The organism is Rhodothermales bacterium (assembly GCA_041391505.1).
Taxonomy (GTDB): Bacteria; Bacteroidota; Rhodothermia; order Rhodothermales; family JAHQVL01; genus JAWKNW01.
On record JAWKNW010000002.1, the window covers coordinates 320,611 to 345,912 of the forward strand.

Annotated in this window: 16 protein-coding genes; 11 read left to right on the top strand and 5 right to left on the bottom strand. The window is 66.1% G+C overall.

Annotated features, from left to right (window positions below):
* Nucleotides 1-9 precede the first annotated feature (9 nt).
* Complete coding sequence (locus R2834_03330; protein MEZ4699339.1) at nucleotides 10-2,610, top strand: serine/threonine-protein kinase; 2,601 nt, start codon at nucleotides 10-12, stop codon at nucleotides 2,608-2,610.
* On the opposite strand, the gene R2834_03335 is transcribed toward R2834_03330, so the two are convergent.
* A complete protein-coding gene (locus R2834_03335) occupies nucleotides 2,604-3,221 on the bottom strand; it encodes a mercuric transporter MerT family protein (protein MEZ4699340.1) in 618 nt (205 codons plus the stop codon). The two genes, R2834_03330 and R2834_03335, sit on opposite strands and share 7 nt — an antisense overlap.
* A gap of 157 nt (nucleotides 3,222-3,378) precedes the next feature.
* On the bottom strand, nucleotides 3,379-3,957 hold the full coding sequence (locus R2834_03340; protein MEZ4699341.1) for a hypothetical protein: 579 nt from the start codon (nucleotides 3,955-3,957) through the stop codon (nucleotides 3,379-3,381).
* Nucleotides 3,958-4,302: 345 nt separating this feature from the next.
* Here R2834_03340 and R2834_03345 point away from each other — a divergent pair, with 345 nt between their 5' ends.
* The 3 genes from R2834_03345 to R2834_03355 all read left to right on the top strand — a co-directional run bounded on the left by R2834_03345 (nucleotide 4,303) and on the right by R2834_03355 (nucleotide 6,525).
* On the top strand, nucleotides 4,303-5,703 hold the full coding sequence (locus tag R2834_03345) for a TIGR01777 family oxidoreductase (GenBank protein MEZ4699342.1): 1,401 nt from the start codon (nucleotides 4,303-4,305) through the stop codon (nucleotides 5,701-5,703).
* Nucleotides 5,700-6,131, top strand: a complete 432-nt coding sequence (locus R2834_03350; protein ID MEZ4699343.1) for a hypothetical protein — start codon at nucleotides 5,700-5,702, stop codon at nucleotides 6,129-6,131. Before R2834_03345 ends, R2834_03350 begins: the two co-directional genes overlap by 4 nt.
* A gap of 112 nt (nucleotides 6,132-6,243) precedes the next feature.
* Entirely contained in the window at nucleotides 6,244-6,525 is a 282-nt protein-coding gene (locus R2834_03355) for a DUF427 domain-containing protein (GenBank protein ID MEZ4699344.1), read from the top strand.
* Nucleotides 6,526-6,604: 79 nt separating this feature from the next.
* On the opposite strand, the gene R2834_03360 is transcribed toward R2834_03355, so the two are convergent.
* Nucleotides 6,605-12,595 carry a putative Ig domain-containing protein gene (locus R2834_03360; protein MEZ4699345.1) on the bottom strand — a complete coding sequence of 1,997 codons (5,991 nt, stop codon included), beginning with the start codon at nucleotides 12,593-12,595 and terminating at the stop codon, nucleotides 6,605-6,607.
* Between the two features lie 315 nt (nucleotides 12,596-12,910).
* Here R2834_03360 and R2834_03365 point away from each other — a divergent pair, with 315 nt between their 5' ends.
* Both R2834_03365 and R2834_03370 read left to right on the top strand, forming a co-directional pair.
* Entirely contained in the window at nucleotides 12,911-13,642 is a 732-nt protein-coding gene (locus tag R2834_03365; protein ID MEZ4699346.1) for an SUMF1/EgtB/PvdO family nonheme iron enzyme, read from the top strand.
* Between the two features lie 20 nt (nucleotides 13,643-13,662).
* On the top strand, nucleotides 13,663-15,585 hold the full coding sequence (locus R2834_03370; GenBank protein MEZ4699347.1) for a heavy metal translocating P-type ATPase: 1,923 nt from the start codon (nucleotides 13,663-13,665) through the stop codon (nucleotides 15,583-15,585).
* A 50-nt stretch (nucleotides 15,586-15,635) separates the two neighbouring features.
* On the opposite strand, the gene R2834_03375 is transcribed toward R2834_03370, so the two are convergent.
* On the bottom strand, nucleotides 15,636-16,679 hold the full coding sequence (locus R2834_03375; protein ID MEZ4699348.1) for a 6-bladed beta-propeller: 1,044 nt from the start codon (nucleotides 16,677-16,679) through the stop codon (nucleotides 15,636-15,638).
* A 155-nt stretch (nucleotides 16,680-16,834) separates the two neighbouring features.
* Between R2834_03375 and R2834_03380 the strand changes: the two genes are divergently transcribed.
* Nucleotides 16,835-18,256, top strand: coding sequence for an alpha/beta fold hydrolase (locus tag R2834_03380; GenBank protein ID MEZ4699349.1), 1,422 nt, complete (start codon nucleotides 16,835-16,837; stop codon nucleotides 18,254-18,256).
* 85 nt (nucleotides 18,257-18,341) lie between these two features.
* On the opposite strand, the gene R2834_03385 is transcribed toward R2834_03380, so the two are convergent.
* Nucleotides 18,342-19,649, bottom strand: a complete 1,308-nt coding sequence (locus R2834_03385; protein MEZ4699350.1) for a cytochrome c peroxidase — start codon at nucleotides 19,647-19,649, stop codon at nucleotides 18,342-18,344.
* A 577-nt stretch (nucleotides 19,650-20,226) separates the two neighbouring features.
* Here R2834_03385 and R2834_03390 point away from each other — a divergent pair.
* The 4 genes from R2834_03390 (at nucleotide 20,227) to R2834_03405 (ending at nucleotide 25,264) form a co-directional block, all read left to right on the top strand.
* Nucleotides 20,227-21,786, top strand: a complete 1,560-nt coding sequence (locus R2834_03390) for a sulfatase (GenBank protein ID MEZ4699351.1) — start codon at nucleotides 20,227-20,229, stop codon at nucleotides 21,784-21,786.
* A 3-nt stretch (nucleotides 21,787-21,789) separates the two neighbouring features.
* Entirely contained in the window at nucleotides 21,790-22,824 is a 1,035-nt protein-coding gene (locus tag R2834_03395) for a phosphotransferase (GenBank protein ID MEZ4699352.1), read from the top strand.
* 69 nt (nucleotides 22,825-22,893) lie between these two features.
* Nucleotides 22,894-24,204, top strand: a complete 1,311-nt coding sequence (locus R2834_03400) for an aminotransferase class III-fold pyridoxal phosphate-dependent enzyme (protein ID MEZ4699353.1) — start codon at nucleotides 22,894-22,896, stop codon at nucleotides 24,202-24,204.
* A gap of 322 nt (nucleotides 24,205-24,526) precedes the next feature.
* A complete protein-coding gene (locus R2834_03405; GenBank protein MEZ4699354.1) occupies nucleotides 24,527-25,264 on the top strand; it encodes a DUF547 domain-containing protein in 738 nt (245 codons plus the stop codon).
* Nucleotides 25,265-25,302: the final 38 nt, after the last annotated feature.

Genomic DNA, 25,302 nt, shown 5'->3' on the forward strand with positions numbered 1-25,302 from the left:
CGACGCACCATGCCGCTCACTCCCGCTCAGTGGCTGCGCATCCAGGAAACGTTCGAGACCCTCCTGGCCCTCCCGCCGGACCGCCGGCGCGATGCGCTGAACGCCCTCTCCGACGACCCCGACGTGCGCGCCGAGGTCGACGCCCTGCTCGAGGTCTCGGACGCTCCCGACCCCGTCGAGGCCAACCGGCACGGACGCTGGCGGCGCGCCATCGAAACCGCCTATGCCGAGCGCGCGCTCGAGAAAGTCGGCCCCTACCGCCTGCTGCGCCGGCTGGGCGCCGGCGGCATGGGCGTCGTTTATCTCGCCGAGCGGGACGATCCCGACCTGGCGCAGCGGGTGGCGCTCAAGCTCGTCCGCGTCGACCTGCCCGAAGCCATCCAGCTGCGATTCCTGCAGGAGCGGCACATCCTGGCCGGCCTCTCGCACCCGAACATCGCCCACCTGCTCGATGGCGGCCTTACGCCGGACGGATCGCCCTACTTCGCGATGGAATACGTGGATGGGCAGCCGATCGACGCCTTCTGCGACACACGCCGGCTGCCCATCGAAGCGCGCATCAAGCTCTTCATGCAGGTCTGCGACGCCGTGCAGCATGCCCACAACAACCTCGTGGTCCATCGCGACCTCAAGCCCTCGAACATCCTGGTCACCGATGCCGGAACCGTCAAGCTGCTCGATTTCGGGATCGCCCGGCTCCTCGACGCCTCGTCGCCCGCCGGCGAGCCGACCACGCTGGGCTTCCTCACGCCCCGCTACGCCAGCCCCGAGCAGATCAAGCGTGAACGGCTGTCGACAGCCAGCGACGTCTATACGCTGGGCGTCGTCCTCTACGAGCTGCTGACCGGCAGCCTCCCCTACCGCGGCGACATACGCTCCGCCGGCGGACTCGAGCGCGCCATCTGCGACGAAGAGCCCGACAAGCCCAGCACCCGCTGGCGTACGGCGGACGAGACGCAGACGCGGCGCGCCACCGACCGTTCCTCCGCGCCCGACCGCCTCGCTCGCCGGCTGCAGGGCGACCTCGACATCATCCTGCTCAAGGCGCTCCACAAACAGCCCCGCCGGCGGTACGCCGCGGTCGACCAGTTCCAGGCCGACCTGAAGCGGTTCCTCCTCGATCTGCCCATCCAGGCTCGGCCCGACTCCGCCCTGTACAAGACGCGAAAATTCATCCGCCGCCACCGCTGGGCCTCGGCGGCGCTGGCGTTGTTCGTGCTCGTGGTGACCGGGGATCACGCCCGCCTCTCCGCCGCATGGACGCGGGCCGAGTCGGCGCTCGCCGTCGCCAATGCCGAGCGCCTCAAGGCGGAGACGATTTCCGGGACGCTCACGTCGATGTTCTCCGAGGCCAACCCGGGCCTGGGCGCCACGGACACCCTCTATGCCGCCCGGCTGCTCCAGAACGGGGAACGACATGTCCGAGGCCTGGCGGATCAGCCCGACGTGCAGATCGCGCTCATCCGCACCATGAGCAAGGCCTACTGCAACCTCGGCTACCACGACCGCGCCCGCAAGCTGGCCGTCGATGCCAGCCGGAAAAGCGTCGCCCTGTTCGGGTCCGACAGCCCGACCTATGCCCAGACCCTCACCGAACTCGGCGTGATCGAGCGCGTCACCGGCCACTATCGCGAGGCGGACTCCCTCTTCGCCCGGGCGCATCCCATCCTCCGAGAGACGCTCGGGGAGACGAGCGGGACCTATCTGGAGCTGCTGAACAGCCGGGCCGGCGTACTGCTCAGCCTGGACCGGCTCGAAGAAAGCAAGGCGCTGATGGATCGCGCGCTCTTCCTGGCCGACTCGGCTTCGCTGACGGATTATCTGCCCGAGGCGCACTCCAACCTCGGCGCCTATTATTTCAAGCGCATGGACTTCGCAAGCGCCGCCGCGCACCATCGCACCTCGCTGCGGATCCTGGAGACGCTCGGCAAGGAAGACCTTCCGGAGTACGCTTCGCAGCTGGTGTCTCTCGCCATCACGCTCGAAGCCGACGGCCAGGCCGGCGAGGCCCTGCGGCTCAAGATGCAGGCCCTGGCCATGCGCGAACGGGTGCTGCCGGCCGATCATCTCTCCATCACCACCAACCTGCACCAGATCGGATTGACCTACCGCCGCCTCGAGGACTACGACCTGGCCATCGCCTACCATACCCGCGTGCTCGAACGGCTCGACCACATCCACGCCGGCGATCATCGGCTCGCCGCCGCGGCGATGGCGAGTATGGCCATGATCTTCGACACCATCGGCGACACCCTCCGCGCGGAGCGGCTGCATCTGGACGCCATTGCCATGCAGCAACGCATCGACGGCGACGCGAGCCCGACGCTCGTCTCCCTCTACGCCAACCTCGGCGCGTATTATGCGCAGCACGACGACCTCAACGACGCGGCCGCATGGACGCGCCGCGCGCTGGCCGGCAGCCTGACCCTGCTCGGGGACCGGCATCACGCGACGCTGGCCATCCGCGAGGATCTGGCGCTCATCGAGGCCCGGCGGGGCCGGTGCGCGGCGGCGGACTCGCTGCTCGACGCCCTCCCCGCGTCGATGACGGATGCGGGCAGCGCGTCATTAGCCCGAGATCGTTGCGCCCGCCTTGCGGCGCGTCAGTAAACCGTGCCGGGCGCCGAATCCATTACGGTGGCCGAGAAGCCGATCCCCTCGACGGCGTCGATGAACGCGCGCGGCGATACGCGGGAGGTGTCGAACCGAACATGGGCTTCGGGCGGATCGAGCGTGACCTCCACCTCCCCCACGCCGGGCAGCTGCGCGAGTGCCTGCTGCGTCGTGGTGACGCAGACGGGGCACGTCATCCCTTCGATGCCGAGCACCACCTCTTCCAGCCTCGCCGTGGCCGGCTGTGTGACGTCGCGCGTTACAGCCCGGGGAAAGAGATACGGCGATACGAGCAGCCCGATCGTGGCGAGCGAGCCGGCGGCAAGCAGCAGCCGGCGGGTGCGGTCGCCGATCGCCACGTCGCACGCGCATGCCGGCGCGGTGGTCATCCGGTATTCGCGGTAGAGGGCAAAACCGAGCATGCCCAGGGCCGCCAGCGCGAACGCCGGCCTGTACGGCACGAGCAGGCTCCATCGACTCACCCAAGCGCCGCTCATCCCGAGCGAGACCAGCGCGAGCGGAACGAGACAACAGGCCGACGCGGCCAGCGCGGCGGCGACGGCGGTTACGATATCCCGGGTGATGCGTGTTTTTTCAGCGGCGTCCATATCGATGCGACCTGGTTGTTCATGCGATCCTCCACCAGCCCCTCCCCGGGTGCTGGCCCGTTAAAAAAAAGCCGCCGCGGCGCGGGTGAGCGCGCTCGCGGCGGTCCAGGAGTATAGGCTTCGTGGCGCGGCCCGATGGCTCACGCAGGTCGATCGATCAGTCGACGGCGGGCTCTTCGCCGTCGCTCGGCGGAAGCTCGAGGCGGGTCAGGAAGACCTCCGCGATGAGTTCGGCGACCGTGGCGTGCGACAGATACCGCAGTTCGAAATGATTGGCCGAGCAATCGCGCGCCAGCTGATGCGCCTCGCGGATCGTCGGGTCGAACGTGCCGAATACCCAGCGCGTGGGGTACAGGTCGCTCTCGATGGTGCCGACGGGGACGACGCCGAGCATGCCGAGTTTGCGCCACTGCATCTCGGAAAAGCGGTCGACGATGCTGCGCACGAACTGGATCAGGTCGAGCCGGCTGGCGGACACCGTCTTGTAGCCGTGCATGTCCGCCGCGATGGCATAGATCTGCTCCTTGTCGAGCGCGGGGTTGAGGGCCATGATGCGCCAGACGGGCTGGGTCGACCCCAGCGTGTGGAGCGCGCGGCGCTTGCGGTAGGCGGCGGCCACGTCGCCCTGATTGACGAGCCGGCGGGAAATCAGCTCTTCACATACCTTATCCTGCACATCGGGAGGAAACGAACGGACACGAACGGGGCGGTTGGAGGGGTTCTGGTCTGGAGTCATGCGTACGGCGACGATGCACGGCAGCGAGGCCCGGCGACGCCTGATGCGGTGTGGGCAGGCGGCGTTAGCGGAGCGCGGGCGTGTGGGATGCCCGCTGCCGGTGAATGATAAAGAAAGCGAAAACCCGCGGCGGGGCTCCTTTCTGCGGTGGGTAGGGTGTGGTGCGGATGGGTATTCCCCTTAAAACAAAGCCCGTGCCACGGCGTGCCGGTAAATACACCTACAGGCCATACGCCCCGATTTCGCGCTAGGAAACTGACGGCTAACTATCAGGTTGAGATCCCGCCGCCCGCTGGGTCCCAGAACGAGAGGATGACCGGGCGATCGAACCGAGACCCTTCCCCCATGAACCGAACCTACGCCAGCCCGATGCCCGTTCCGGCCGAGGCGCTTTTTGCCTGGCACGAGCGTCCCGGCGCCTTCGTGCGACTGGCGCCCCCCTGGGCGGCCGTGGAGCTCGCTTCGTTCGAGGGGATACAGGACGGGCAGCGCGCGGAGATCCGCCTCGGGCCCCGGCCGGTCCAGCTCCGCTGGATCGCCGAGCATGAGGGCTATATCGCCGGCCGGCAGTTTCGCGACATCCAGCGCAGCGGCCCCTTCCGGCGCTGGGCGCACACCCATCGCATGGAGCCCGTCGACGGCGCGACCAGCCGGCTCGTCGATGCCCTCTCCTATACGCTCCCCCTGGGTCGCCTGGGCGACCTCGTCGGGGGCCGCCTCATCCGGCGGCAGCTCGACAGCCAGTTTGCGTACCGGCACATCACCACGCGGACCGACCTGGAGGTCCATCGGCGGATCAACCCGGCAGGCCGCGCGCTCCGGATCGCCGTCACCGGGGCGTCGGGGGTGCTGGGCCGGCTGCTGTGCGCATTCCTCACGACCGGCGGGCATACCGTGCTCCGCCTCGTGCGCCGGGCCGCTGCGGCGCCGGACGCGGTGTACTGGAATCCGGACGCCGGGGAGATCGAATCGGACAAGCTCGAGGGCCTCGATGCGGTCGTGCATCTGGCCGGCGAATCGATCATGGCACTGCGCTGGACCTCCGCCAAGCGCGACCGGATCGAGCAGAGCCGGATCCGGGGCACGCGGCTCATCGCGGAGACGCTGGCGCGGCTGACGCGGCCGCCGGCGACCCTGCTCTCGGCCTCGGGCATCGCCATCTATGGCGACCGCGGCGACGAGGCGATCGACGAGCGGGCCGGCACGACCACCGACACGTTTCTCTCGCGCGTGTGCGCCGCCTGGGAGGCCGCCACCCTGCCGGCGGAGGCGGCCGGCATCCGCACGGCCCAGCTCCGCATTGGCGTCGTGCTCACGCCCCGGGGCGGCGCCCTGGCGCAGCTCGTCCGCCCGTTCACCTTCGGCGTCGGCGTGCAGGCCGGCCGCACGGGCGACTACCTGAGCTGGATCGCCGCGGACGACATCGTCTACGCCATCGGTCATCTGCTGATGAACAGCGCGCTGGCCGGCCCCGTGAACCTCGTCGGCCCGCGTCCGGTGACGCAGGAGGCCATGACCCGCACGCTGGGCCGCGTGCTCCGTCGCCCCGTCGCCGGCCAGGTGCCGCCCGCGCTCATCCGCGCCGCACTCGGCGAAATGGCCGACGAAACGCTCTTCCAGAGCCTCAACCTCGGGCCGGCGCGGCTGCTCGGCGACGGCTTCGTCTTCCAGTATCCAGAACTCGAAGCCACCCTTCGCCATCAACTGGGCCGCTTCGCACCGGATCAGATCCCTCTGATGGCATGACCTACGATCTCCTCCTCGTCAATGCGCTGGCCACCTGGTTCATGTTCGGCGTGATCGCCGTGATCCAGATCGTGCATTATCCGCTGTTCAACCGGGTCGGCGCGGAGGGATTTGAGACCTACGAACGGGAGCACGCGCACCGGATCACCTGGATCGTCCTCCTGCCGATGCTGATCGAGCTCGGCACCTCCGTGGCGATGGTATGGCAGCCTCCGCTGGAGATCACGCGCGGATTCGCCTGGATCGGGCTCGCGCTCGTGGGGATCATCTGGGCGTCCACCGCCTTCCTTCAGGTGCCGATGCATACCCGGCTCGAGGCCGGCTTCTCCGACGACGCCTACCGCGCGCTGGTCCGCACCAACTGGCTGCGGACGGCGGCGTGGTCCATCCGCGCCGGCATGCTCGCGGCGGCGCTCACGGTCCGTTGAAACGCATCCTGGCCACGAACGTAAGCATTACCGTTTATCCCCCCCGACGCCATCACCCGTGCGCCATCGCGATGGCCATCCCCAACCGCACCGCCCATCAAAGCCTTCTGTCATGAAAGCGATCTGGAAAGACACCGTCGTCGCCGAAAGTGACGACACCATCGTCATCGAGGGAAATCACTACTTCCCGCCCGACGCCATCCATTCGGAGTATTTCCGGATGAACCCGATGAAAACGATCTGCCCGTGGAAAGGCTCGGCCAGCTACTACAACCTCGTGGTCGCCGGCGAGACCAACGAAGGCGCCGCCTGGTACTACCCCGCCCCCAAAGACGCCGCCGCCGAAATCAAGGACTACGTGGCGTTCTGGAAGGGCGTGAAAGTGGAGGAGTGAGGGTTTAAGGTTTGAGGTTCAAGGTTCAAGGGGATGATCCACCCTTAAACCTTAAACCTTGAACCTCAAACCTCGAACCCTACTTAACCAGCACCACCTTCCCGGTCTTCACGTAGCCGCCGGCCTGGAAGCGGATGATGTAGACGCCGGAGGCCAGGGCGCGGCCGCTTTCATCGCGGCCATCCCATTCCAGGCGCCAGTATCCCGCCGGCACCCGGATGCCGTCGATCAGGGTTCGGACGCGCTGCCCCGACACGCCGTACACCTCCAGCTGGATCGAGGACGCCTCGGGCAGGGCGTATTCGATCGAGGCGATCGTCCGGAACGGGTTCGGGTAGATGGCGCCCAGCGCGTAGACTTCCGGCAGACCGCTGCCATCGCCCGCGATCGAGGCGAAGAGATCGAACGCGCCCTTCTGCTTGCTCGAGGCCGACCCCGGCACTTCCACGAACGACCCGCCGATCCCGAACTCGCCCTCGTTGAACACGCCGCCCCACTCGTTGGCCGTCACGGTGAGGTCGCCCGAAACGTACCCGCTGCCGATGCCGCTCACGATGGTGTTCACGCCGGCGAGCGGCGTAACGACATCGGTCTCGAACTGCACCTCCACCAGCAGCCGGTCGTCGGGCGCCGGCGTGAAGGGGTAGTATTTCTTGTTGTTGTCGTACTGCCACTGCCCGTCGAAGTACTTCACGGCGATGAGGTGATCGGCGTTCCAGGCGCTGGGCGCGTTGGCGGCGAACCGGGTATGCACGCTCTCGCTCGAATACATGATGTAGCCCACGCCCCGGGCCGATTCCTGCGCGGCGACGCCCAGATTGAGCGAGCCGAGCGGGAGAGTGACCGAGGCCGTCGGGTCGCCGGCGTCCACCGTCCAGGTAAACGTATCCCCGTCCGAGGCGCCCTGCGGGTCGGCGACCGTCACCGTCACGTCGAAGGTGCCCACCGTCGTCACACTCCCGGCGATCGAACCTGTCGACGCGTCAAGCGTCAGCCCCGGGGGCAACCCGATGGCGCTGAACGTCAGGGCATCGCCATCCGCATCCGTCGCCGACAGGGCGAGGCTGACATCGGCGCCGACGACGTGCGACTGGTCGGGGATCGACGCCAGCACCGGCGCCTGGTTGCCGCCGCCCGCGCCGGCGATCACAATCTGGGTGCCCGCCACGCCGAACTCACCCTCGTTGGGCTGTCCATCCCATATCTCGGGCGTGATGACGAGGTCGCCGCTCGCATAGCCGGCCTCGATACCCTGGATCGGCTCGGCGACGCCCACGAGGTGCGTCACCGTGTTCGCGCCAAAATCCACCGCCGCCACGAGGCGATCCGTGCCCCGCGGGGTAAAGGGCACCAGCGCGTACTTGTTGCGGTCGGCCTTCCACGCGCCGGCTTCGTAGACGACGGCGATCAGGTGGTCGGCGTTGCCGCTGCTCGGCGGCGTGGCCGCGAACCGGGTGTGGACGCTTTCCTCGGAATACATCACATAGCCCCCGCCGGTGCGCGTGTCGTGCGCGGCGATGCCCATGTTCAGGTTGCCCAGGGCGATCGCGACCGGCTCGGTGGGCGGCTCCACCGGATCCTGCGTGCTCACGAAGAGCCCGTAGCCGCTGCACTGCGCCGAGAAGATGTCGAGGTTTCCGTCGTTGTTCACGTCGACCAGCGCGAAATCGAACATATTCACGTTCCAGGGCTTCGTCGCCGCGCCGTACGGGTCGATGAACCGGCCGCTGGCCTGATCCTCATTTTCCAGGATAACAAACGAACGGAGGCTGCCCGCTCCTGGCGCGCACGGGGGGAACGAGGTATCCACGTCCGCGACGCCGATGTCGAGGTCTCCGTCCCCGTCGAGGTCGCCGGTGCGCAGGTTCGCGCCATGGCCGGCGGTACGCGCCCACGGCGTCGCCGTCTGGCTGAAGCTCGCGCCGGCATTGACCGTGACGCCGGTCGACAGGTTCACATAGTCGGCTTCGTCATCGACGACATAGACGTCATAGCCGCCGTTGTTGTCGAAATCGCCGATGGCGTACATGTAGGCGAGGGTCGACGGGATGGTGGACCAGTTGGTGAACTGCCCGCCGCCCTCGTTGTAGAGGATGAAGATGCCGTCGTCGCCCCACGGCTGGGCGGCGTGTTCGGCGGACAGCTTCACGATGTCGTTGTCGCCGTCCTTGTCGAAGTCGATGATGGTCGCCTGCACCCCGAAGGCCGCGTTGAGCAGGTCGCCGAGGCGGTCGGCCCCTTCATCCGCGAAGTGGCCGGCGCCGTCGTTGATCAGCAGGACGTCCTGCGTCGTGCCGTCCATGACGTAGTTGGCGAAATAGAGATCGGGCGCGCCGTCGCCGTTGATGTCGCCGGCGGCGACGCCGCAGTACTGGATGGCGCCGGCGTTGAGCGTCGGGAGCCGGAGGGTGGACTCATCCGCCAGGCCGAGCCAGTTCCCCGCCGCGTCGAGCCCGAGGTTGCGGTAGTACACCGGCTGATCGCCGAAGGTGTTGGCGATGATCACGTCATCCCACCCGTCGCCGTCGAGGTCCTCGATGAGCGCGTCGCGGGCGATCGTCGGGCGGGCGGCAAAGCCCGGGGCGTAGGTGGTCGTGCGGTCGACGAGCGTGCCGGCCTCATTCATGAGCAGGAGATCGGTTTTGGCGACGGTCTCCATGAACGGCGCCTTGCGGACGACGATGATATCGTCCCAGCCGTCCTTGTTCAGGTCGCCCACCGCCACGTCCTTCTCTTCGCTGTCCGTCGCCGGCACCGACGTGATGTCGAGCCGGATGGACGAGTCGTCGGTAAAGTCGATCCACGTGCCGCGGGCGGCGTCGATCGTCCAGGTGAAGGTGGTGGACGAAGCGGCTTCACCATCGGAGGCGGTGACGGTCACCATCGTCGCGCCGGCCGAACCGGCCACGAGTCCGCCCCCGATCTGGCCGGTGCTCGCATTGAGCGTGACGCCGGCCGGCAACCCTTCGGCGCTGAACGTGATGGGGTCGCCGTCAGGGTCCGTGGCGCTCAGCGCCAGCGCAACCGCCTCGCCCTCGGCGCCCGACTGGTCCGCCACGCCGGCGATCGTCGGCGCCTGATTCGAGAGGGCGTTCAGGTACAGCTTCGCATCGGGAATCGGCTGTTTCGTCAGGGACGGGCCGGCGTACTGGACCACGAGGCTCTCCGCCCCGCCTTTCTCGAAGAATGTGACCTCGATGGGGTGGAAGCCGGCGGCCAGGTTGACGACGCCCGACTTCTCGGCGGCCCCGTGCAGGCCGTCGTTATCCACCACGAGCGCACCGTCGATCCAGAGGCGGCTGCCGTCGTCCGACGTCGTATAGAAGGTGTAATCGCCGGCCGTCTCGATCTGCAGGTACCCCCGGTGCCGGAAGCCGAAGAAGTCGTTCTGCTCCCTGGGCGACAGCGCAAAATTGGTCATCCGGCCGGTGCGCACCGCATGGAGCGCGTCGAAGTCCGGCAGGAAATCCCAGGTCCCTTCCACATAGTCATACGCGACGCCCGGCTGCAGCACGCCGCCGTCGAGCACCGTCCAGACGAACGATACGACCGTCTCGGCCTCGCCGTCGCTGACGGTCACGTACACGGTATGATCGCCCGCCTCATCGTCCGCGATGGTGCCGGCGATGACGCCCGTCGACGCGCCGATCGCGAGGCCGCCGGGGAGGCCGGCGGCGGCATACGTCAGCGCCGCGCCCTCGGGGTCCGACGCCGCGATGGCCAGGTCGATCGCGGCGCCTTCGACATGCGTCATCGCGCCGGGGTTTTCGACCAGCGGTTCGCCGAGGTACGGCGACAGAAAGGCGCCCTGGATGACCTCGACCGAGCCGCCCGGGATTTGCCACGCGACGGCCAGGTTGTCGAGCCCGGCGCCTTCTTTCTGCAACGCCTCGATGTAATACCGCTGGCCGGCCACGAGCGCGATCGTCGCGGATTGCTGTTCGGGGAATTTGGTCCACTCCGTATCCGTCGACCATCCCGGAACGGTGGCGATCAGCGCCGCGCCGGCGGGGTTCTCGTCGGTGCTGAGCCAGAGTTCGCCGTTGTCGTCGGACGCGATCCAGAAGGTATAGTCTCCGGTGACGGGCGGGTAGATGTAGCCGCGCATCCGGGTGCCGTAGTTGTCGGCCCAGTCGGACGGGGCGAAGAAGCTGGGCAGGAAGTCGCTGCCGGCGGGATTGTCGGGATAGTTGCCGTTGCCGGTGAGCGCGGTGATGGCGGTGCCAGTAATCCCCGTCCACCATTCCCGGAGGATGGTACCGGTGGCGCCCGAGGTGACGACCCAGTCGAACGAGATCGTGACGCTGCCGACGGCGTCGCTGACCGAGACCGTGACTTCGCTGACGCCCTCGCTGCCTTCCGGCGGGGTGCCGGTGATGACGCCGGCGCCGTTGATCGACAGTCCGGCCGGTAGCCCAGTCGCGACAAAGGTCAGCGCATCGCCGTCTGGGTCAGTGGCGTCGAGCGCGAGCGACACGGGCTGCCCGACCGGAGAAACCTGCGTACCCGGATTCACGACGTCGGGCGCGCCTTCGGTGCTCACCTGGATCACGGCCGCCTCGGAAGGCACGCCGCTCGCGTCCAGCGCGAACAGCATCCAGTAGCCGGGCGTGAGCACATTCTGGTTGGGATGAGCCGTCATCTGGTAGTTGCCGCCGCCCAGGTCGGTGTGGGCGACGTTCAGGAACCGGACGTCGCTGTTGACGGCATGCGTCGCGCTCGACATCTTGATGAAGCTGAACGAGGCGACGCCGGCCGAGGCCGTCACGGTGAACGTGGCGCCGTTGCGCACCGACACCGGCGCCGAGGAGATGGAAGGCCGGACGGCGAGCGAGCCGTCGGCGGCGAAGAGATAGCCGGGCGAATAGATCTGCGCGTCCTGGTGGTTGGCGGCGCAGCCGGCGCCGCAAAGACCGCCCCCGCCCACGAGCACGCGGGCATCCGGCAGCAGGAGCGCGAACGAGTGGTAGTTGCGCGGCACGGCCATGTCCACCACCGGGCGCCATGCTTCGGTCTGGGGATTCCAGATCTCCGGCGTCAGGATGGTGCCGTCGTCGCTGAACTTGGTGCCGGACGTATTGCCGCCCACCACGAACACCTCGCCGTTCGGAAGCACCATGCCGCTGTGAAACTTGCGGGCATAGGCCATCGGAGCAATGTTTTTTACGTTGGGCGTGTCGCCGTTGATGTCGATCGTCACGGCGAGGTTGGTGCTCGCGAGGTTTCCGCCGCTGATGGCGCCGCCGGCGACGAGAAGTTTGCCCTCGTCATACATGATCGTGGTGCCGTGTTTCGGGTACCAGGCATCCAGCGTGACGCCCGCAGGGCGAATCGAGCCCGTGCCGGCGGCGTTGATGTAGTGCATCTCGGGCGTCGGGCCGGAATGAAACACGTCGCCGTCCGGGGCGACGTGGAGCAGCGGCCACCAGTTCTGCTCGTAGTGTCCGGTGTAGTTGAGGATCGGCCCGTTGAGGTCCACGCCGGTGAGCTTCCGCCATCCGCCGGCTTCGTTCCAGACTTCCGGGTTGGCGCCGCCGCCGCTGCCCACCGCCGTCATCACCTCGCCGCTGGCGAGGGCCACGGTCGTGGGGTACCAGCGTCCATTGTTCATCGGCTGGACCGTCGTCCAGGTGTTCGTCTCGAAATCGAAATAGCTGGTCGTGGCCACCGTGTTGCGGCCGCCGTTGACGAACACGCGGCCGTCTTCCAGCATCACCTGGTGCGCGCAGAACATGTCGTGCGACGTGTGCGGAACGAGCTGAAACGCCCCCGTCTTCGGGTCCCACGCCGCCGCGAACGTGTACTCGGGGCCGACCGGGAAGGCGTCGACCTGATTCGAGGCCCAGGTGAGGATGCGTCCGTCGGGCAGGTTGGCCACCGAGACCGGGATATGCGGCCACTCGAGCACGGGCCCCCATTCGCCGAGCGCACTCAACTCGTTCGCCGCCGCGACGCGGAGCGCGCCGGGATCGACTTCAAAAGCCGGGTAGGCCTGGGCGCGTTCCGCCCAGTATCCATCGCTTTCGGCATGCTCGACCGATGTTTCCTGCGCGTACGCGCGGGGACCCACGAATCCTGCCAACAACAACAAAAGCCCAACGCGCGTGAGCAGGCGCGTACGAATAGCCCGTGCAGATACCATATGAAAAACCAGACAGACGTTCCTTGAATGCAACAGAAGGAAGTCACGCGCAGCGAAGCCGGTCCAGAAAGAGTGGGTACTCGGGACGAGCGCAACCGGCGAGGGAAAGCGATGCGTGTGCGTGGGGATGAGCAAAATCTAACGAGACGCGCTGGAACACCGAATCCACTTATGGGTGCGTCTGATCTAGCGAAATGGCGCAAGTACGACCGCCCCTATGCTCCTTTCCCCTTCTCCGGCCCCATGATGCGAATCGCAACGACGCTGGCGCTCGCCATGCTGCTCGCCGGCTGCGCCACCCTGCGGCACAGGAAGCCGTCGATGCCTCTCGATTTCGTGCGCATTCCCGCCGGCGAATTCCGGATGGGCGATATCTTCGAGGGAGAGAACGAGGACGCCATCCCGGTGCATACCGTGGCTGTCGACGCCTTCGAGCTGGCACGGGTGGAGACGACCTACGCGCAGTACGACGCGTTCGCAGCGGCCACGGATCGGCCGCTGCCTGACGACGCCGGCTACGGCCGGGGCCTCCGCGCCGTGGTGAATGTGTCGTGGTACGATGCGCGCGATTTCTGCGCCTACTACGGCTACCGATTGCCCACGGAAGCCGAGTGGGAATACGCGGCCCGCGGCGGCGGCCTGCCCCGGCGCTTCGCCGGCGCGGACAGCGTCGACGGCGTCGGCCGGTGGCTCAAGAATAGCGTGATGCATTCGTTTCCCGCCGGCTCCAAGATGCCCAACGAACTCGGCCTGCTCGACATGAGCGGCAATGTGTACGAATGGATCGGCGCCTACTACGAGGCGTACCCCGACTCCGGCCAATCGCCCGTTTTCAAGGACCTCGACCAGTTCGCCATGCGCATCCTCCGGGGGGGCAGCTTCAAGTCGGAAGCCCGGCTCACCCAGACGTTCTGGCGGTCGGGCACCCTGGCCGATGTGACGTCCGACAACATTGGTTTTCGCTGCGCCCGCTGAGCGCGACATCCACCGAGCTCATGTCCCATCGCAGACTCGAAATCGTCCTCACGGTTGCCGCCTTCCTCACGATGATCGCCGGCCTCGTGGGCGACTGGCAGGGCGCCCATCCTCGCTTCGTCCTCTCGATGTACGTCATCGCGTACATCGCCGGCGGATACATGGGGTTGACGAGTGCGATCGAAGGGCTGCGGGAATTCACCATCGACATCGATCTGCTCATGGTGCTGGCCGCCCTCGGGGCCGCCCTCGTGGGCGCGCCGTTCGAGGGGGCCATGCTGCTCTTCCTCTTCTCCCTCTCGAACACCCTACAGCATTTTGCTATCGACCGCAGCCGCAACGCCATCCAGGAGCTGATGAAGCTCAACCCGCAGCAGGCCCGGGTGCAGCGCGAGGGCGCCTGGGTGCAGGTGGATGCGGAAGCGGTGCGCATTGGCGAGCTGGTGCAGGTGCGCCCCGGCGACCTGGTGCCGCTGGACGGCGAGGTGGTGGCCGGCGAGAGCCGGGTGGACCAGTCGTCGCTCACGGGTGAATCGGTCCCCATCCCCAAAAAAGCCGGCGACCCGGTGTTCGGCGGCACGTTCAACGAAAACGGCGCGCTCGACATCCGGGTCACGCGGCGGGCGGCCGACTCGACCATCGCCCGGCTCATCCAGCTGGTGGAAGTGGCCCAGAGCGAAAAAGCGGAAACGCAGCGCTTTATCGATACGGCCGAGCAGTATTACGCGATCGGCGTCATCCTCTTTACAGGCCTCGCGATCGCCGTCCCGTATTTCCTCCTGGGCGAGGCGTTCGACCCGGCCTTTTACCGCGCCATGACGCTCATGGTCGCGGCCTCGCCGTGCGCCCTCGTCATCAGCACCCCTGCTACCATCCTCTCGGCCATCGGCAACGGCGCGCGTCGTGGCGTGCTGTTCAAGGGGGGCGTGTACATCGAACAGGGAGCCGACATCAAGGCGATCGCCTTCGACAAGACCGGGACGCTCACCATCGGCCGGCGTACCGTGACGGATATCGAGCTGCTTCCTGGCACGAACGGCGCCTGGCAGGGCGGCGAGGACGAGTTGCTGGCCATGGCCGCCGCGCTCCAGTCCCGCTCCGAACACTCTCTGGCCAATGCGACCGTCGATGCCGCGCGACAGCGCCAGCTGGCCGTGGCGGACGCGGAGACCTTCGAAGCCGTGGCCGGCCTGGGGGTGCGCGGTCGCGTCGACGGACGATCGGTCCGCATCGGCAACGCCCGCTTTTTCCCGAACGCCGGCGGCGACGAACGGGCCGCCGCCCTGACCGCGCTCGCCCGGCTCGAAGCCGAAGGGAAAACGAGCGTGCTCGTATCCGCCGGGCAGGATGAAGCCTCCGAGCGCCTCGTCGGCGTCATCGCCTTCGCCGACGCCCTGCGCCCCGAAGCGGCGAACGCCGTCAAAGCGCTCAAACGACTCGGCATCGCGCATATCGCCATGATCACGGGCGACAATCAGGCCGTCGCCGAGGCCATCGGGCGCGAAGCCGGCGTCGACGCCGTCTATGCCAGCCAGCTGCCCGAGGAAAAAATGCAGGTGCTCGACCGGCTCCATGAAACGTATGGGGCCGTCGCGATGGTGGGCGACGGCGTCAACGACGCGCCGGCGCTCGCCAAGGCGTCGATGGGCATCGCGATGGGCGCCATCGGCACCGACGTCGCCCTGGAGACCGCCGACGTCGTGCTCATGGGCGACGACCTCATGCTGCTCCCCTACCTCGTGGAACTGAGCCGGAAGGCGCGCCAAACGCTCTACGTCAACCTGGGCTTCGCGCTCTTCATGATCATCGTGATGATCATCTCGATCCTCACCATCGAACTTCCCCTCCCCCTCGCCGTGATCGGCCACGAAGGCAGCACCGTGCTCGTTTCGCTCAACGGGCTCCGGCTGCTGGCGTTCAAGGGTTCAAGGTTTGAGGTTTAGGGTTCAAGGGGTGATCCGCCTTGAACCTTAAACCGCCAACCTCGAACCGTTTAAACCCTTTCCAGCTTGATCGGATAGGTTTTTTCGGCATTCCACTGGCAGACGTAGATGTTCTCGTCGTCGTCGATGCACACGTCGTGGCAATGGAAGAAGATGGGCAGATCCTGAACCATGAGCTGGAGCTCGCCTTCGCGGTAGACGGGCGGGGTACCGCCCGGGTTGGAGACCACGCGGTCGTTTTTATCCAGAATCGTGACGAAGCCCGAGCGATCGGTCTGGTTGAGGTATTTGAGGCGCGACCAGCAGACGCCGGAATACAGGTGATCGCCGGCGATGACGGCGCGGCAGACGAAGGCGCCCGGGAGGAAGAGGGTCGACTGATACTGCCCGTCGAGCGAGAACCGCTTGAAGGCGTTGTGCGCCCGTGACGTACAGATCAGCGAGGGGTTTGCCGGATCGCGGGTATCGACGCAGACGCCGTGCGCCGTCGAGAACTGATCCGCGCCGTCGCCCTTCCCGCCAAATTTCCGGATGAATTCGCCGTCTTTCGTGTACTGCAGGATGTACTGCGAACCGTATCCATCCGCCACATAGATGTCGCCGTTCGGCCCGATGGCCGTTTCGGTCGGGCGGAACGGATCCTCTTCGCCGTACTGGCCGATCGCCTTCGGGTGCTCGATCTTGAGCAGGACGCGGCCATCGAGGGTCGTCTTGGCGACGAGGCCCAGCCCGGGGTCCGTCAGAAAGAGAAACTCCTCACCGCCGGCGTCCCACAGCGTCAGGCCGTGGCCGCCCGGGTATTCCGAGCCCCACGAATCGAGGAGCTTCCCCGACTTGTCGTAGATGAGGATGTTGTTCTTCGTCTCGTCCGTGATCATGATGAGACGCTTCTTCGAGTCCATCACCATCTCGTGGCAATTCTTCACCGGCGTGCTGCCCGGATCGAGATCCCCCCAGGTCTTCTGCACGCGGTACTTGAAATCGCCGTGCCCGATGATCTCGCCGTCGAGCGGATTTTTGACGATGATGTTCGGGGCGACGAAGGCGGTGCCGGCCAGCGCGGCCGCCTGCTGAACGAACGAACGACGATTCATGATGGGTGTCTCCTGGGGTGTGGACATTCGGGATTGATGCGCCGGCCTGCCAATCCTCAACCGCCGGGCGCAGGTTTAAAATATCACACGTGCAACCTCCACGCAAAAGCCCCGTCTATTTAGACGATTCTCTAAATATCTAATCTACTACGACCATGCGTATAGCGATCATCCTTCTGGCCCTGTTCGTTCTCATCGCGCTGCCGGCCAACGCGCAGGAAAACACCCGTGTCGCCGGCGACTGGCAGGGCGCGTTGCAGGTGGGCGGCGCGTCGCTGAAGATCGTCTTCCACATCGAACGCGGCGACGACGGCCAGCTGACGGCCAAACTGGACAGTCCGGACCAGGGGGCCTTCGGCATCCCGGTAGGCACGACGACCTTTCTGGACGATGCACTGACGCTCCGGTTGCCGGCACTCATGGCATCCTACGAAGGCACGCTGAGCATCGACGGGCTTCGCCTGATCGGCACGTGGTCGCAGGGAGGTCAGTCGTTCCCGCTCGCGATGGAGAAGGCGGATGCCATCCAGGGCCCCAACCGCCCGCAGGAACCGCATCCGCCCTACGCCTATCGCGTAGAGGAGGTGACGATTGAAACCCCCACCGCCGGCGTGACGCTGGCGGGTACCCTCACCCTCCCGGAGGGGTCGGGGCCGCATCCGGGCGTCGTCCTGATCAGCGGGTCGGGGCCGCAGGACCGCAACGAAGAACTCTTCGGCCACAAACCATTTCTGGTGCTCGCCGATCACCTCACCCGCAACGGCATCGCCGTCCTCCGGTACGACGACCGCGGGGTGGGCGGCTCCACGGGCGACATCGCGCAGGCCACCAGCCTGGATTTCGCCACGGATGCCCGGGCGGCGTTCGACTTCCTGGCGCGTCACGCCGGCATCGATGCCCGCAACGTCGGGTTGATCGGGCATAGCGAGGGCGGCCTCATCGCCCCGATCGTCGCGGGTGACGACGCGCGGGTCGCCTTTATCGTGATGCTGGCCGGCCCCGGAATCCCCGGAGACTCGCTGCTGGCGCTGCAGACGAAAGCCCTACTCCAGGCGGCCGGCGTGGGCGGGCCCCTCGTTGAAAAAAGCCTGGCGTTCAATCGCGGCCTCTATCGCATCATCCGGACGACCGACGATCCCGCGCAGCTGAAAGAACGCGCATCCGCCTACTACGAGGAACAGTATGCGGCCCTGTCTCCGCTGGATCGGCAGATGATGGGCCTATCTCCGGAGCGGAAGGAGGGCCTCCTCCAGCAGCTCACCAGCCCGTGGATGCGCACGTTCATCACCTACGACCCGGCGCCGGCGCTCGCCCGCCTGACGATCCCCATCCTGTCGCTCATTGGCGAGCGCGACATGCAGGTGCCCGCCGAGCCCAACACCCGGGCGATCGAGGCGGCCTTCCGGCAGGCCGGCAATACACGGGGCAAAACGATGATCCTGCCGTCGCTCAACCACCTGTTCCAGACCGCGACGACGGGGTCGATCACCGAATACGGCCAGATCGAAGAAACCTTCTCGCCGGCGGCGCTGGACGCCGTCACGTCGTGGATCAGGGAAACCACGGAACGGAACTAAAAACGGCCACGCCCCGACCGGGTTAACCGGTCGGGGCGTGGCCGCACTTCATTCGCCGGCACATCGCGCCAGCGTCAAAAGCTGTTTAGTTGCAGTTCAGGTCCGCGCGCGTCTGGCTGTCGTTGGCCGGCAGGCAGTTGCCCGAGGGCACGCTGTTCGGCACGTAGCGGAAGAGGTCCGGATCGTAGAGCGCGCCTTCGATGAAGGCCGTCAGGTCCGTCATCTCGTCGGCCGTCAGGTTGAGCGGCACGAACTCGGCGGCCAGCTGGCTCTCCGGCACCTCGCTGTTCGAGGGGATGGCCGCGTTTTTATACTCGACCACTTCACGGACCGACTTGAAGGTGCCGCCGTGCCCGTAGAACGGCGAGTCCATCAGGTTGTAGATCTGCGGGGTCTTGAACTTGTAGTTGTCCGCCGCATTGCCGGTGAAGCTGCCGCGGCCGAAGCGGGACGCATCGACGGACGGGTCGCCGTAGACGCCGGGGCCGTTGAGGTTTTCCATACCGAGGGCGTAGAACGTCATCGAGTTCAGGGCCGGGCCGGTGTGGCAGGCGGCGCAGTTCGCCTTGTCGAAGAAGAGGATGGCGCCGCGTTTTTCCTGTTCGGTCATCGCGTCTTTGGTGCCGCGCAGCCACTTCTGGAACGGCGACTGGTTGGCCATCAACGTGCGTTCGAACGCGGCGATCGCCAGACCCGCATGCTCACGGTCGATCGGCTGGCCCGGGAAGGCCTCGGCGAACAGCTGTGTGTAGCGGGCGTGCGTGGTTGCGATCGACTGGTCGACATCGCCCATGCGGTGCACTTTCAGACCGGCGATGGCCTGGATCTCGAGGCCTTCGTAGCCGAAGCTGTTGTCCGCCTTGGGCGTGCCCGGCGTCCAGAAGGCCTGCGTGCCGGCGTTGATGCCGAGCGCGCCGAACTGGCCGTTCCAGAGCTGCGCTTCCTGGTAGGCCCCGTTCATCGCGGACGGCGTACGGATCGGCTGGATGTCCAGCTCGGTGACGTCGTAGTTCGGGTTCTGGGTGCGCGCTTCGCCTTTCTGGCCAAAGCCCCAGCCGCCTTCGCCGATGCCCTGGATGCGACCCGCCTGGAAGCCGGCGGCCGCATGGTGGCACGAGGCGCAGGACTCGGTGCCCATGCCTTCGGCCTTGACGGCGTTGATGTTCAGCGCCGTTTCGTGGTAGAGCAACTGGCCGAGTTCGACCTTTTTCGCCGTGATCGGGTTGCGCGGATCCTGCGGAATCGCGTTAAAATCGGTGCTTTCCGGCAAGCGGAAATAATCCATGCCCTGGCCGTTCGAGGCATCGACCAGCGCGGCTTCGAGCTGTTCATCGAGCTTCGGATCGTCGTCCTTGCCCTTGAAGATGTCGCAACCGACGAAGAATACGCCCATCAACGTATAAATGGCGGCCTGGCGCAGGTAGCGACCATAAAATCGTGTTCCCGCCGGAGCGGCACTGGCATCGCCAGCCCCACCCTCACGACGGAGGTGTTTCGCTGTACTGATCATTGCTTGGAACGGTTAAGTGAGATTCAAAAAGGTGGTGACCCTGTACGGAGTCGAGAGGGGCTGAGGGTGTGACAGGGGCGAATGGGAGTCCCACGCTTGCAAACACAAAGTACTCCGCGAGACCCGACTCGACGCGTAGCCTTTTGGCGCATACCCCGAGGGATATTTGCCTCATTTGAGCTGCGTATCGCGGTTGTAATGACAAGCCCTACACCTTTGCAGGGGCTTCCGGCCGGGGGGGTGTTTGACGGAAGCGTTCGCCGGGATGGCCCGCATCGGGCGGCAGGGCGCGGCGCGAGCGCACGGGATGCCCATCCTTTGTACCGATGCGACACCCACGCGAAGAACCCGCCATGCCGACATCCAAAAAATGCAGATCTGACGACGATCCGCGCAGTTTCAATGGATTCATTGTAAGTTCAGGCGATCGTATTCCTTCGCTCATTCTCGTGGGGTCGCCATGCATGTATCGGCATCCAGCCGGCATTTTGTAGTTCTTTTTACCGCCGGCTTGCTCTTCCTGACGAACGGCTGCACGCGCCAGGCCGCGCCGCCGCCCAATATCGTATTCATCTTCACCGACGACCACAGCGCTAAAGCCATCAGCGCCTACGGCTCCGTCATCAACCAGACCCCCAACATCGACCGGCTGGCGCAGGAAGGCATGCTGTTCCGGCATTGCTTCGTCACCAACTCCATCTGCGCGCCCAGCCGCGCGACCATTCTGACGGGCACCTACAACCACATCAACGGCCAGATCACCAACGAGGAACGATTCGACGGCACGCAAACCACCTTCCCCAAGCTGCTCCAGCAAGCCGGCTACGAAACGGCGCTCGTGGGCAAGTGGCACCTCAAGAGCACACCCACCGGGTTCAATTTCTGGCGCGCGCTCATCGGGCAGGGCCCCTACTACAACCCGCCGATCGGTTCACCCGAGGATACCAGCCGTGTGGAGGGCTACACCACCGACATCATCACCGACCTGGCGCTCGACTGGCTGCAAACGGGGCGGGATCCCGAGAAACCGTTTCTCCTGATGTATCAGCACAAGGCGCCCCATCGCACCTGGGACCCGGGGCCGGACCACCTCAACCTGTACGACGACGTGACGATACCGGAGCCGCCGACGCTGTTCGACGACTACGCCGGCCGCACCAGCTCCGCCCGCAATCAACACATGACCATCGCCCACAACCTGCGCGCGCTCGACCTCAAGATCGTATCGCCCCCCAACCTGACCCCCGAGCAGCAGGCGACCTGGGACGCCGCATACGACCCCAAAAACGAAGTCCTGCGCGCCAACCCGCTTTCGGGCGACGACCTCACGCGCTGGAAATACCAGCGGTACGTGAAGGACTATCTCCGCGCCGTCGCGTCCGTCGACGACAACATCGGGCGGGTGCTGGATTACCTCGACGAGGCCGGCCTCTCCGACAACACCATCGTCGTCTACAGCTCCGACCAGGGCTGGTATCTGGGCGAACATGGCTGGTACGACAAACGCTGGATGTACGAGGAATCGCTGCGGACGCCGTTCATCGTGCGCTGGCCCGGTCACATCCAGCCCGGCAGCGTGAACGGCGACTTCGTCTCCAATCTCGACTTCGGCCCGACCTTTCTCGAGCTGGCCGGCGTCACCCCGCCGGCGTCGATGCAGGGCCGCAGCCTGAAACCCATTTTCGAGGGTAACACGCCGGCGGACTGGCGCAAGAGCCACTACTATCAGTATTACGAATACCCGGCCTCGCACTGCGTGCAACGGCACTACGGCGTGCGCACCGAGCGCTACAAGCTGATCTATTTCTACCTGGTCGACGAGTGGGAATTGTTCGATCTCGAAACCGACCCGGACGAACTGACCAGCGTGTACGACGACCCGGCATATGCGGACGTCGTGGCGGAGATGAAAACCGAACTGGAGCGGCTGCGCCGGGAGTACGAGGTGCCGGAAGACACGCGCCCGAGCGGGCCGTGCGAATTCGACTCCGAGGACTGGCAGGGCTTCGAAACACCCTGACGCATGCGCCCTTCGCTGACGCCAGACCGGATCGACGGGCTCATCCGCTCGGTTTACGGACTCGAGGCCACGCCGCGCGCCCTGCCCAGTTATAGCGATCTCAATATCGCGCTGGAGGTCGAGGGGGATAGGGCGTGGGTCCTGAAGATCGTCAACAGCGACGAACCTGAGGCGATGCTGGACTTCCAGCAACGCGCGTTGCTGCATCTGGCCTCCACGGATCCCGGGTTGCGGATCCCCAGGCTCCGCCCGACGACGGAGGGGCATCCGCGGACCGTGGTCGACGGCGCGCAGGGCGCGCGCCATGGCGTCTGGATGGTTTCGTATCTGGAGGGTCGGTTTCTGGCGGATCTGCCCGTGCATCCGCCGGCGTTGCTCCGGGATGTCGGCCGTTTTTTCGGCCGGCTCGATCGGGCGCTGGCCGGTTTCGAGCACGAGGCAATGCATCGGGTGTTGCGGTGGGACCTGCGCCAGGCCGGCCTCGCGGTGGCGTGTCTGCCGGCCATCGCGGATGCCGCGCGCCGGCGCCTCGCGGAAGATATCCTCGACCGGTTTGCGCGCGAGACGTCCGCGGCGCTGGATCGGCTGCGGATGCAGGTCATCCACAACGACGGCAACGACCACAACGTGCTGGTGGGGGCCTCCGGCGACGACGCGGCCGTAAGCGGCGTTATCGATTTTGGGGACATGATCTGCACGGCGCTCGTGTGCGAGCCGGCCATTGCGGCCGCGTATGCGCTGCTGGGAAAGTCGGATCCGGTGGATGCCGCGCTCCGTCTATTCGAAGGCTACCATCAGGTTTTTCCGCTGACGGCGGAGGAGTTGGCGCTCGGGTTCGACCTGATCCGGCTGCGGCTGGCGATGAGCGTGTGCTATTCGGCGCGCGAACGCGAACGCGCCCCGGAGAATGCGTATCTGGCCGTGAGCGAGGCGCCGGCATGGGAGGTCCTGGAGCGCTTCGCGGCGTTGGATCGGGCTGCGGTGATGGGGCGATTTTTAGCTATCGCTGCGATGGCCCCCAAACCCGAAGGGTTTTGAAAACCCTTCGGGTTTAACGACGCTGGCCCATTTTTCGATGCACCCCACCTACACATTTCATCTTCATCCATGCCCACGCCACCCTCCCCCATAGACGCCTTGCTCGCCCGTCGCCGGCGTCACCTCGGGCCGTCGCTCAGCGTCTCCTACCGCGAACCCCTCAAGATCGTGCGAGGGCGCGCGCAATACCTGTACGACGAGGCCGGCCGCGCCTACCTCGACGGCGTGAACAACGTCTGCCACGTCGGGCATGCCCACCCGCGCGTCGTAAGCGCGATCCAGGAGCAAGCGGCGCTCCTCAACACCAACACCCGCTACCTCCACGACCACATCGTCACCTACGCGGAGCGACTCACCGCGACCCTCCCCGAACCGCTTCGCGTCTGCTACTTCGTGTGCTCGGGCAGCGAGGCCAACGAACTGGCGCTTCGACTGGCGCAGACGTATACCAACCGCAAGGACGTCATCTTGGTCGACCATGCCTACCATGGAAATACCGGCGCCCTGATCGATATCAGTCCATACAAGTTCAACAGCCCGGGTGGAAAAGGCGCCCCGCCCCACGTCCACGTCGCGCCGGCGCCGGATGCCTTTCGGGGCCGGCACCGCGCGCCCGAACCGGACCTCGGGTCGCGTTATGCCCGCTACGTGGCCGACCTCGCCGCCGCGCATCCTCCGGCCGCCTTCATCGCCGAATCCATCCTGAGCTGCGGCGGCCAGATCGTTCTGCCAGAAGGGTATCTCGCATCGGCCTACGCGGCGGTCCGCCGCGCCGGCGGCGTCTGCATCGCCGACGAGGTGCAGGTCGGCTTCGGCCGCGTCGGCTCACACTTCTGGGCGTTCGAGACGCAGGGGGTGGTGCCGGACATCGTTACGATGGGCAAACCGATCGGCAATGGCCATCCGATGGCGGCCGTCGTCACCACGCCGGCCATCGCCGACGCCTTCGACAACGGCATGGAGTATTTCAACACCTTCGGCGGCAACCCCGTCTCGTGCGCCGCCGGCCTGGCCGTGCTGGACGTGATCCGGGACGAAGACCTCCAGCAGCACGCCCTGGATACCGGCCGCTATTTTCTGGAGCGGCTGCGCGACCTCATGCGCCGGCACCCCGCTATCGGCGACGTGCGCGGGCTCGGTCTGTTCATCGGGATCGAGTTCGTGACCGACCGCGATACGCGGAGCCCTGACGCCGAAACCGCATCGGCCGCCGTGGAGGCCCTCAAGGAACAGGGCATCCTGCTCAGCACCGACGGACCCGATCACAACGTCATCAAGATCAAGCCGCCGATGCCGTTTGATCGGGAGAATGCGGGTCAGGTTACCCGGGCCCTGGATGCCTGGCTGGAGCGCCGGCGATCAGGTAGAGATGCTTTCTAGCCGTTCGATCGAAACCACTTTCGCCGGAAACAGCTACAAAAGTAGACACCACTTCAAGCGCACAGGGCAGATCATGTTCAGGATCAAAACGCCATGAACGAGTTGTCGTGATCGAAGACCCAATATGGGTCCAGCTGCCCCTGGCGAATGTGATCCATGTCGATCAAATCAGGCAACACGGCGGTTCGTACGGCATTCGGGATCAGGGTTTGCTGGAGTCCGCCCTGCCCCGCCCGCTCAGCACGGAAGCTCGCAAGCGGGGATTTGACGGAAGACGAACTGGCTGCCTGGCTCAGGCAGCACACTCAACCTCGGTAGCATCATGCTCGCTAAACGTACGACCTTGATCGCACTCCTCTGCGCCCTGTTGCCGGCGTACGGCAGTTTGTGGGCCCAAACAACGGATCTGGAACTGTTCGAAGATTCCGTGCACGCGTTTTTTGGAAAACACGTCCGCGCCGGCCGGGTCGATTACTCGGCCATCAAGAAGCAGCCGGCTGCGCTGGACGCCCTGCTGGAGACCATCGCCTCGATGGATCGATCCGCCCTCGCACCGGACGACGACAAGGCGTTTCTGGTCAATGCGTACAATATCCTGGTCATTAAAACGGTCGTCGACCGCCTCCCCCTCGACTCCCCGCTCGACGACGCCGGCTTTTTTAATAAGGCCGCCTACCCGGTCGCCGGCGCGACCCTCACGCTGGACGATCTCGAGAAAAAGACGCTCTACGCCGCCTACCCGGACGCCCGCCTCCACTTCGCGCTCGTCTGCGCCGCCCGCGGCTGCCCGGAGCTGATCCCCGACGCCTACCGAGCAGCCACACTCGACGCCCAGCTCGACCGCCAGACGCGCCACGCCATGACCAGCCCGCAGATCGTGCAGTACGACGCCGGCACCAAAACCGCCCGGCTCTCCGAACTCTTCACCTGGTACGCAGCGGACTTCACCCGGAATCATCCATCAGTACTCGCCTTCATCAACGCCTACCGCGATACACCAATCCCCTCCAACGCGCAAACGGCCTCCATCCCCTACGACTGGACACTCAACGGCCAATAAGGTCGGCGCAAGTGATGACTGGGCAGGGGAAATAGGAC

Bases quoted from the DNA above. Each gene is read 5' to 3' on its own strand.
- R2834_03385 (MEZ4699350.1), bottom strand. From the start codon at position 19,649: ATGGGCGTATTCTTCGTCGGTTGCGACATCTTCAAGGGCAAGGACGAC.
- R2834_03355 (MEZ4699344.1), top strand. From the start codon at position 6,244: ATGAAAGCGATCTGGAAAGACACCGTCGTCGCCGAAAGTGACGACACC.
- R2834_03365 (MEZ4699346.1), top strand. From the start codon at position 12,911: ATGATGCGAATCGCAACGACGCTGGCGCTCGCCATGCTGCTCGCCGGC.
- R2834_03375 (MEZ4699348.1), bottom strand. From the start codon at position 16,679: ATGAATCGTCGTTCGTTCGTTCAGCAGGCGGCCGCGCTGGCCGGCACC.
- R2834_03330 (MEZ4699339.1), top strand. From the start codon at position 10: ATGCCGCTCACTCCCGCTCAGTGGCTGCGCATCCAGGAAACGTTCGAG.
- R2834_03370 (MEZ4699347.1), top strand. From the start codon at position 13,663: ATGTCCCATCGCAGACTCGAAATCGTCCTCACGGTTGCCGCCTTCCTC.
- R2834_03390 (MEZ4699351.1), top strand. From the start codon at position 20,227: ATGCATGTATCGGCATCCAGCCGGCATTTTGTAGTTCTTTTTACCGCC.
- R2834_03405 (MEZ4699354.1), top strand. From the start codon at position 24,527: ATGCTCGCTAAACGTACGACCTTGATCGCACTCCTCTGCGCCCTGTTG.
- R2834_03350 (MEZ4699343.1), top strand. From the start codon at position 5,700: ATGACCTACGATCTCCTCCTCGTCAATGCGCTGGCCACCTGGTTCATG.
- R2834_03380 (MEZ4699349.1), top strand. From the start codon at position 16,835: ATGCGTATAGCGATCATCCTTCTGGCCCTGTTCGTTCTCATCGCGCTG.
- R2834_03395 (MEZ4699352.1), top strand. From the start codon at position 21,790: ATGCGCCCTTCGCTGACGCCAGACCGGATCGACGGGCTCATCCGCTCG.
- R2834_03340 (MEZ4699341.1), bottom strand. From the start codon at position 3,957: ATGACTCCAGACCAGAACCCCTCCAACCGCCCCGTTCGTGTCCGTTCG.
- R2834_03335 (MEZ4699340.1), bottom strand. From the start codon at position 3,221: ATGGACGCCGCTGAAAAAACACGCATCACCCGGGATATCGTAACCGCC.
- R2834_03400 (MEZ4699353.1), top strand. From the start codon at position 22,894: ATGCCCACGCCACCCTCCCCCATAGACGCCTTGCTCGCCCGTCGCCGG.
- R2834_03345 (MEZ4699342.1), top strand. From the start codon at position 4,303: ATGAACCGAACCTACGCCAGCCCGATGCCCGTTCCGGCCGAGGCGCTT.